The organism is Microbacterium sp. P5_B6 (genome assembly GCF_056400345.1).
The window spans coordinates 19434-28425 of the sequence record NZ_JBFULL010000011.1; the positions used below are offsets into that span (position 1 = coordinate 19434).

The window sequence follows — 8992 nt, forward strand, 5'->3', positions numbered from 1 at the left end:
GATCAGGCCCTGGGCGACTGCTTCTCGAGGAGGTCGCGAATCTGCACGAGCAGTTCGGCCTCGGTCGGCAGCGGCTCCTCCTCCGGCTGAGGGATGCCCTTGCTCGCCGCCTGCCGCTCCTTGAGGCGGTTCATCGGGTGAACGAACACGAAGTAGACGACCACCGCGACCGCGACGAAGTTGATGATCGCCGCGATGATGAGCCCGATCGCGAAGTCGGTCGTGCCGCCGCGGATGTTCGGGATGCCGATCACGACGTCGGTGAGGGCATCCGCCTGGAAGATCAGGGCGATGAGCGGATTGATGAGTCCCGCCACGATCGCGTTGACGATGCCGGTGAACGCCGCGCCGATGACCACGGCTACGGCCAGGTCGATGACGTTGCCGCGGAGGATGAACGCCTTGAAGCCCTGGATCATCTCGTGCCTCTCTTGTCGCGGGCGTCAGCCGGTCAGGAGCCCGAGGGGGCGGGGGAGGACTTCGTCTCGGTCTTCGTCGGCTTCGAAGGCGAGGAGTCTCCGCCGGAAGAGCCGCTCGACGTGGACGTCGAACCCTGCGCGGCCGGACGCGAGTCCGTGCGGTAGAAGCCCGAGCCGTTGAAGGTGACGCCGATCGAGCCGTACTCCTTGCGGAGTGCGCCTCCGCACTCCGGGCACTCGGTCAGCGTCGCGTCGGCGAAGGACTGCACTGCTTCGAAGCGGTGACCGCACTGCTTGCAGGCATACGCGTAGGTGGGCATCTGGCTCTTTTCGTGGGTGTGCTCGAACTCAGCGCCGCGCGGGCGTGAGCGTGAGTGTCTGAGTGGGGGTGACGACGCCGGTCACGCGCTGATCGTGGAGATCTCGCGGCACCTCGTCGAGGATCTCGGTGTCGTAGACGACGGCGTACACGGGAGGGCAGCGTTCCATCGACCCGATGGTCTTGTCGAAGAAGCCGCGGCCCCAGCCGAGGCGCATGCCGGAGCGGTCGACGGCCGCGGCAGGGATCACGAGGAGGTCGACGCTGTTGACGGCGATCGGCCCGAGCAGCTCCCCGACCGGTTCGGGGAGCCCGTACATGCCCTCGGCGATGTCGATGTCAGGCGTGGCGACCGACCAGTCGAGCAGGCCGTCAGCGCGGGTCACCGGCAGGAGCACCCGGATGCCGCGTGCCACTGCACGATCGACGAACTCACGCGTCCCCGGCTCGGTGGTCGTCGAGAGGAAGCATGAGAGAGAGCGCGCGCCGACCTTGGCCACGAGCGCATCGAGCTGTTCCGTCACACCACGAGCGGCGGCATCCCGTGCCGATTCCGACAGGAGCTGCCGGCGTTCGCGAAGCTCGGCGCGCAGGGCGCGCTTCGCGTCGGCAATCGCATCGGACATGCACTGATTCTAGGTGGCGGCACATCTCGCCGGCTTGCGCAAGGCCCTCAATGGGGTTGAGCGGTCGCGAAGTAGGATCGGACAATGCCCCATAAGCCCTTCAAGGCGGTCATCCCCGCCGCCGGACTCGGCACGCGCTTCCTTCCCGCAACGAAGGCGATGCCGAAGGAGATGCTCCCCGTCGTCGACAAGCCGGCGATCCAGTACGTCGTCGAAGAGGCGACGCTGGCCGGCATCCGGGACGTCCTGATCATCATCGGACGCAACAAGAACAACCTGTCCAACCACTTCGACTCCGTCCCCGAGCTCGAGCGCAATCTCGAGAAGAAGGGCGACATGGACAAGCTGGCGAAGGTCCAGCAGTCCAGCGACCTCGCTGACATCCACTTCGTGCGCCAGGGCGAGCCGAAGGGTCTCGGTCACGCCGTTCTGCGGGCCCGTTCGCACGTGGGCGACCACCCCTTCGCCGTCCTCCTCGGCGACGACCTCATCGACGAGCGCGACCCGCTTCTGACGACGATGCTCGAGGAGCACGAGCGCACGGGCGCCGCGATCGTCGCACTCATGGAGGTCGAGCCCGACCACATCCACATGTACGGAGCGGCCGCGATCGAGGAGACCGACCGCGAGGGGGTCGTCAAGGTCACAGGCCTCGTCGAGAAGCCCAAAGCCGAGGACGCTCCCTCCAACTTCGCGGTCATCGGCCGCTACGTGCTCAGCCCCGACGTGTTCGACATCCTCGAGCGCACCGAGCCCGGCAAGGGCGGCGAGATCCAGCTGACCGACGCGCTCCAGGAGATGGCCGCCGACTCCGAGGGCCCCGGCGTGTACGGAGTGATCTTCCGGGGTCGGCGCTATGACACCGGCGATAGAGTGGATTACATCAAGGCCATCGTGCAGCTCGCCGCAGACCGCGAGGATCTCGGACCCGAACTGCGACCCTGGTTCAAGGAGTTCGCTGCGACACTGTGACGACACAGTGAGGCTTTCCGCTGAGGGGGGATCGTGGATCTGACCGCTCCCCGCAGGCATGGGCCGGTGTCGATACGACTCGTTCGTCCTCGCGACGCGCGCGTGCTCCAGCAGGAGCTGCTCTCGAACCGGTCCTGGCTGCGTCCGTGGGAGGCCACGAGCCCCGACGGTCCGGTGTCGTTCGACATGCGGCTCGGCATCCGGCGGCTGCTCCAGCAGTATCGCGACGGGCAGGGTGTGCCCTTCGTCATGGAGTACGACGGCGAGATCGCGGGGCAGCTGAACGTGTGGGGCATCGCCAGGGGCTCGCTCGCCTCGGCCACGATCGGCTACTGGGTCAGCGAGCGGTTCGCCGGGCGCGGCATCACCACCATCTCTGTGGCGATGGCCACCGACATCTGCTTCAGCGAACTGCGCCTGCACCGCATGGAGATCTGCATCCGTCCGGAGAACCGGGCGAGTCTCCGAGTCGTCGAGAAGCTCGGGTTCCGGTACGAGGGCCTCCGCCGTCGATTCATCCACATCGATGGGGATTGGCGCGACCACTACGCCTTCGCCCTCGTGCGCGAAGAGGTGCCGGGGGGCATCCTCGAGCGCTGGGTGCAGGGCCGGGTGCCGCAGGACGCCGCGGCGATTCCGCCTGCGGACCGCCTGCACGCCTGACCCGGTTCGCTCCACTGCGCGCGGTCCCGGCCCGTCTGGGGACGACACGCCGGTATATCACCGGCGTCCGACATCACCTCGCCTACCGTGGACACATGGGCGGGCAGGTGCTGGGCGGGGGAGTCATCGTTCTCGTCGCCGTGCTCCTGTGGCTCGTGTACCTGCTTCCGTCGTGGGCGAGCCGTCGCCAGTACGACGCCGCCGAGCGAAATGCCGTCCGCCTCAACCAGGCGCTCCGCGTGCTCGCCGAGACGAGTGAGACGCCGGACGAGGTCAGGCTCGAGCTCAACGCGCGCACCGCACTGGCGCAGCAGCGGCTCGCACGCCGCGCGCTCGTCGAGCGGGAAGACCTCGCCAAGCGCGCGCAGGCCCAGCAGGACCAGGCCGGTCTCGAAGAAGCGCGGGTCGCTCTCGCCGTCGCTCGCGACCAGCCGGCAGCTCGCCGCGCCCGCGCACGGCGTCGGGCCCGCCTGCTGACCACCATGATCGGGCTCCTGGCGGTCGGGCTGGTGGGATGGGGCGCGTTCTCCGCCGCGTGGGGCCTGCTCGCCGTCGGCGTGGGGCTGAGCGTGGTGTGCGCCGCACTCCTCCGCCGGATGGCGCGAGTGGGTCGCCGCGCGATCTCCGGCGTGACAGTGACGGACGCGGCGGTGCGCACCCGGACCGCGGTTCAGGATGTCGCGCTCGCCGCGGAGGAGCGCTCGTGGGCGCCGCGCGAGCTGCCTCGTCCGCTCACGGCGTCGGCAGGGTCGCGCGCAGCGGCCATGCTGGATGCCGCCGAGGCACGTGATGCCCTTCGCGAGGCCGCGCTCGAAGAGGCTCTGCGGGCCAGAACCGAGGCCGAACGGCCTCCGTCGATCACCGCGGCACGCCGTGCACGGGCCTCCGAAACCGCATTCTCACGCATGGGCTTCGTCGATGATGAGCAGATCGAGGCGCATGTGCGCCAGCTCCTCGAGCGCCGTGCTGTGGGCGGCTGATCGGCCTCTCTCCTCGATTCGGAGGCACCTGGCCAGCGTGCTAATGTAGCGGAGGTTCAAGGGCCTGTAGCGCAGTTGGTAGCGCGCCTCGTTCGCATCGAGGAGGTCAGGGGTTCGATTCCCCTCAGGTCCACAGCACAGAAAGAGCACCCCCTGCGGGTGCTCTTTCTTCGTATGGGCTCGACGATGATGCTCACCCCATTCGGGTTGCGCCTCCCGTGCGCGGGGGTGCGTCAGCGCTAGTGTCGGGCCATGAAGAACCCGCTCGTGATCGTCATCCTCGCCGTCTCGCAGTTCGTGATGGTGCTCGACAGCACCGTGATGAACGTGTCGATCTCACAGGTCGCCAGCGACCTCGGTACGACGATCACGGGCATGCAGGCGGCCATCACCTTCTACACGCTCACCATGGCGGCGTTCATGCTGACCGGCGGCAAGCTCGGCGACAAGCTCGGCCGCGGCCGGGCGTTCAAGATCGGCGCGGTCATCTACGGCATCGGTTCGCTCATCACCGGCCTCAGCCAGAACCTCGGAATGCTGCTGTTCGGGTGGTCACTCGTCGAGGGTCTCGGCGCGGTGCTCGTCATCCCCGCGATCGCCGCGCTCGCCGCGATCAACTACACCGGCAAGGCCAGGGTGGCGGCTTTCTCGATCCTCGGTGCGGCCACCGGCCTCGCCGCCGCAGCCGGTCCGCTGATCGGCGGACTTGCCACGACCTACGCGTCGTGGCGCTTCGTCTTCTTCGGTGAGACCGTGATCATGATCTTCGTCCTCATCTTCGCCGGCCGGATCAAGGACGTTCCCGCCACGCCGTCGATCAAGATCGACATCCCGAGCGTGATCCTCTCGGCGGGCGGCATGGCGCTGCTCGTCTTCGGCGTGCTGCAGTCGAAGACCTGGGGCTGGTTCACGCCGCTCATCTCGCCGGAGATCAACGGCGTCGAGATCGCACCGCTCGGGGTCTCGCTCGTGACGTACCTGATCCTCCTGGGCATCGTCGTACTGTGGCTGTTCCTGCGACGTCAGCGCACGCTCGAGGAGGCCGGCCGCAACCCGCTCCTCAAGGTGAGCCTGCTGGGCATCCCGGCGCTGCGCAGCGGGCTGGCCGGGTTCCTCGTGCAGTACTTCGCGATCGCTGCGCTCTTCTTCGTGATCCCGGTGTACCTGCAGACGATGCTCGGCAACAACGCACTCGAGACGGGGCTGAAGATCCTGCCGCTGTCGGCCGGTCTCGTGCTGTGCTCGATCGTCGGCTCGTGGCTCACCCAGCGCCGCTCCGCGAAGTACATCGCCCGCGCGGGCCAGGCCACGATGGCCGTGGGCCTCTTGATCGTGCTGGTCTCGATTCAGCCCGAGTTGTGGGACTGGGCCTTCGCGATCGGGATGTTCGTGATCGGCGCCGGCTTCGGCCTGCTCGCCTCGCAGCTCGGCAATGTGAACATGTCGGCCGTGTCCAAGGAGGACACCTCGGAGGTCGGCGGACTGCAGGGCACCTTCCAGAACCTCGGGTCGTCGTTCGGCACCGCGATCGTCGGATCGGTGTTCATCCTCCTGCTCGGCTCGGGTTTCTCCGCCGCGGTGCAGTTGAACGACAAGGTGACCCCCGAGGTGCAGAGCCAGGTCACCCAGGTGCTCGCCGAACAGGGCGTGCCGATCATCTCGCAGGCCGAGGCCGAGAAGATCGTGCTCGATGCGGGGGCCGATCCCGAGGTTGCGACCGCGGTCGCTCAGGACTACGCCGACTCACAGGTCGAAGCCCTCAAGCAGGCGCTCTTCATCGTCTTCGCTCTCCTGGCGGTCTCGCTCATGCTCGCGCGAAACCTCCCGGCCGAGGTCGTCGCCAAGCCCGAAGAAGAAGAGGCCGAGCCTGCTGTGGGCACCATCTGACCCTGCCTCTGACGCGCAGAACAGCGGATGCCGCGACCCGGCCGGGTCGCGGCATCCGCTGTTCTGCGACTACGCGGTCGCGTGCTCGCGAGCCCGCAGATCCTTGCGCAGGATCTTGCCCGAGGTGGACTTCGGGATCACGTCGATGAACTCCACGCGCCGCACCTTCTTGTGCGGCGCCACGTGCTCGGCCACGTAGGCCATGACATCCTCCGCCGTCAGTCCCGAGTCGGGCACCGCGACGACGAAGGCCTTGGGGATCTCCTGCTTGTCGTCGTCCAGAACCCCGATCACCGCGGCATCCATCACGTGCGGATGACCGAGGAGAAGCGCCTCGAGCTCGGCGGGGGCGATCTGGTAGCCCTTGTACTTGATGAGCTCCTTCACCCGGTCGACGATCGAGAAGTAGCCGCCCTCGTGGTAGACCGCGATGTCACCGGTGTGGAGGAATCCGTCGTCGTCGAGCGTCTCCGCCGTGGCCTCGGGGTTGTTGAGGTAGCCGAGCATGACGTTGGGTCCCTTGACCCACAGCTCGCCGGGGAGTGTCACCCGGTCGGGGCCGACCTCGGTGATCTCGTCGCCGGTAGCCGGGTCGATGAGCTTGCAGAGCTCGTTCGGCAGCATGGTCCCGACCGAGCTCACCGGGATGTCGGTGCGGTCGTCCGGCATCGCGTGCGAAACCGGGCTCAGCTCACTCATGCCATACCCCTGCATCATGCGTGCGTGGATGCGCCGGCCCGCGAGCTCTGCGGTCTCGCCGTCGAGGGGAGCGGCTCCCGAGAACACGGTGTGCACGCTCGAGATGTCGAACTGATCGACGATCGGATGCTTGGCGAGCGCGACCGCGATGGGCGGCGCGATGTAGAGATAGGTGCAGCCGAAGTTCTGGATGTTGGTGAGGAACTCGACCAGATCGAACTTCGGCATGGTCACGAGGCGCGCGCGCTGACGGAGGGCGAGGTTCAGCAGCACCGTCATCCCGTAGATGTGGAAGAACGGCAGCACCGCCAGCACCCGGTCATCGGCGTGCAGCCGGATGTTCACGCGCGACTGCTGCACGTTCGCGACGAGGTTGCGGTGGCTGAGCATCACGCCCTTGGGGATTCCCGTGGTGCCGGAGGAGTAGGGGAGCACCGCCACGTGAGTCGCCGGATCGAAGGCCACGTCGGGAGCGGCGTGCTGCTCGGTGAGCAGCTCACGGAGGCCCGGGTGCCCGGACGCGCCGTCCAGCACGATCACGCGCTCGTGAGGGATGCCGACGGCTTCGGCTKCCGTCGAGGCCTGCGGGAGCAGCGGCGACACCGTCACGAGCCACGTGGCCCCGGCATCCCTCAGCTGCTTCTCGATCTCGCCTGCGGTGTAGAGGGAGTTCACCGTGGTGACCGTGGCACCGGCGCGGAGGATGCCATGGAAGACGGTGGCGAAAGCCGGGATGTTGGGGCACAGGAGGCCGACGACGGTATGCGTGCCGACGCCGCGGGCCGCCAGAGCACCGGCGAAGGCACCGATCTGGGCCTTGAGTGCGCCGTACGTCGTCTCGACTCCGGTGGCGGGATCCACGAGGGCGATGCGCGCAGCGTCGTCTGCGGTCAGCGAGCCGAACAGGTAGTCGTAGACGCTGACGTCGGGAATCTCGACGTCCGGATACGGGCTTTCGAACACGAGGTTTCTCCCTTGATTCATCGTGCGGTCCTCCGGCGTCCTTGCCGGGTTGCGTCCATCCTCGCATGCCACCCGGAAGGCTGCGACTGAGTGCCGTACGTKACGGAACTCAGTCGCAGCACGGCAGGTCTCAGATGAGGGCGTGGGTGCTGTGGCGACCGGCGTCGAGGCGTTCTGCGGCGAGTCCCTCCGCTGCCTGGAGCGGGGTGATCCCGCGGTGCTCAGCCTCGTCGAAGACACGGCGCACGGTGTCGCCGATGGCGGCGACGCGGTGCATGATCTCGGTCTTCGTGCCGATCTTCTTCGCCTCGAGGTCGAGGTAGATGACGCCGCCCGCGTTGACCACGAAGTCCGGTGCGTACAGGATGCCTCTCTCCGCCAGGCGGGCGGCGCCGTCGTGGGAGGCGAGCGGGTTGTTGGCGGGCCCGCATACCCCGCGCGCCTCGAGGTGATCGATGACGTCATCGGTGAGCACTCCGCCGATTCCTGCGGGCACGAAGACGTCGGCGGCCACGAGATGCTCGGTGCCCGGCTCGATCCACTGCGCGCCGAGCTGGACCGCCAGATCGCGCTTGGCAGTGTTGACATCGGTCAGGGCGAGCTGGGCGCCTTCGGCCGCGAGGCGGACGGCGAGACGACTGCCGACCTGCCCGAGACCCGAGATCGTGACCCGGCGGCCGGAAACCTCACCGGAACCGGTCACGCGCTCGAGTGTCGCGCGCAGCGACTCGTAGACCCCGACACTGGTGGGGCCTGCGGGTTCCCCCGAACCGCCCACGGCGTCGGGCAGTCCGACGACGTGCTCGGTGCGCTCGCTGACGGTCAGCATGTCGTCGGTCGTGGAGCCGACGTCTTCGGCTGTCCGGTAGAGCCCGTGCAGCGATTCGACGGCATCGCCCAGGTCGAGGAAGGCGGCGCGACGACGCTCGGCATCCAGTGACATGCCGGGCTCGAGCCGGATGACGGCCTTGCCGCCCCCGGCATCCAGCCCCGCCGCCGCATTCTTCAATGTCATCGCCGACGACAGACGAAGAGCGTCGCCCAGAGCGTCGCTCCAGTGCGGGTAGCTCCACAGGCGGGCGCCGCCGAGCGCGGAACCCAGCACGGAGGAGTGGAGCGCGACGGCGATGAACAGTCCGCTGCGGCGTCCGGTGATCACCTCCACACGCTCGTGTGTGAAGTCGGGGAGGGGCAGGTCATGCGGAGTGTGCGACATCGCGGTCATCCTTCGGGCGGGCCTTGTGGGCTGTGCTCTGCGGCGCCGCGGCTTTGCGGCATCCGCTCTCCATTCTGCCTCTCACCGGCTGATGACGCGCGGTCGGCGTATATTCCGTTGACCGCATGCCTCGATCGACATATCGGGCCGGGGTGTGACGCGTCACTTGTCCCCTACGGCATTTGAGGTGTAGACAGAGCACGCCGGGACACAGGGGTATCGGCTTTGGGGTCAACAAGGGGCTACAC

Annotated in this window: 9 protein-coding genes and 1 tRNA gene; 5 read left to right on the forward strand and 5 right to left on the reverse strand. The window is 67.8% G+C overall.

The window, feature by feature from the left end; translation table 11 throughout:
• Nucleotides 1-2 precede the first annotated feature (2 nt).
• From mscL to AC1DP3_RS14460, 3 genes are read right to left on the reverse strand one after another with little or no spacing between them, the layout of a single operon-like run.
• Nucleotides 3-419, reverse strand: a complete 417-nt coding sequence (gene mscL, locus AC1DP3_RS14450; protein ID WP_477294434.1) for a large conductance mechanosensitive channel protein MscL — start codon at nucleotides 417-419, stop codon at nucleotides 3-5.
• A 32-nt stretch (nucleotides 420-451) separates the two neighbouring features.
• Nucleotides 452-739, reverse strand: a complete 288-nt coding sequence (locus AC1DP3_RS14455) for an FmdB family zinc ribbon protein (protein ID WP_477294436.1) — start codon at nucleotides 737-739, stop codon at nucleotides 452-454.
• A 28-nt stretch (nucleotides 740-767) separates the two neighbouring features.
• Nucleotides 768-1364, reverse strand: coding sequence for a 5-formyltetrahydrofolate cyclo-ligase (locus tag AC1DP3_RS14460; RefSeq protein ID WP_477294438.1), 597 nt, complete (start codon nucleotides 1362-1364; stop codon nucleotides 768-770).
• Nucleotides 1365-1448: 84 nt separating this feature from the next.
• Between AC1DP3_RS14460 and galU the strand changes: the two genes are divergently transcribed.
• The 5 genes from galU to AC1DP3_RS14485 all read left to right on the forward strand — a co-directional run bounded on the left by galU (nucleotide 1449) and on the right by AC1DP3_RS14485 (nucleotide 5866).
• Complete coding sequence (gene galU / locus AC1DP3_RS14465) at nucleotides 1449-2336, forward strand: UTP--glucose-1-phosphate uridylyltransferase GalU (RefSeq protein ID WP_477294440.1); 888 nt, start codon at nucleotides 1449-1451, stop codon at nucleotides 2334-2336.
• A 33-nt stretch (nucleotides 2337-2369) separates the two neighbouring features.
• A complete protein-coding gene (locus AC1DP3_RS14470) occupies nucleotides 2370-2999 on the forward strand; it encodes a GNAT family N-acetyltransferase (protein WP_477294442.1) in 630 nt (209 codons plus the stop codon).
• 95 nt (nucleotides 3000-3094) lie between these two features.
• Nucleotides 3095-3979, forward strand: coding sequence for an AAA family ATPase (locus AC1DP3_RS14475; protein WP_477294444.1), 885 nt, complete (start codon nucleotides 3095-3097; stop codon nucleotides 3977-3979).
• A gap of 60 nt (nucleotides 3980-4039) precedes the next feature.
• Nucleotides 4040-4112: transfer RNA gene (locus AC1DP3_RS14480), tRNA-Ala, on the forward strand.
• A 119-nt stretch (nucleotides 4113-4231) separates the two neighbouring features.
• Nucleotides 4232-5866: an MFS transporter gene (locus tag AC1DP3_RS14485; RefSeq protein WP_477294445.1), complete on the forward strand. Its 1635-nt coding sequence runs from the start codon at nucleotides 4232-4234 to the stop codon at nucleotides 5864-5866.
• A 69-nt stretch (nucleotides 5867-5935) separates the two neighbouring features.
• Here AC1DP3_RS14485 and AC1DP3_RS14490 read toward each other — a convergent pair whose 3' ends face one another.
• The gene (locus AC1DP3_RS14490; RefSeq protein WP_477294495.1) at nucleotides 5936-7528 is read right to left on the reverse strand and encodes an AMP-binding protein; all 1593 of its coding nucleotides are present in this window, start codon (nucleotides 7526-7528) and stop codon (nucleotides 5936-5938) included.
• Between the two features lie 130 nt (nucleotides 7529-7658).
• Nucleotides 7659-8744, reverse strand: coding sequence for a Glu/Leu/Phe/Val dehydrogenase family protein (locus AC1DP3_RS14495; RefSeq protein ID WP_477294447.1), 1086 nt, complete (start codon nucleotides 8742-8744; stop codon nucleotides 7659-7661).
• Nucleotides 8745-8992 lie beyond the last annotated feature (248 nt).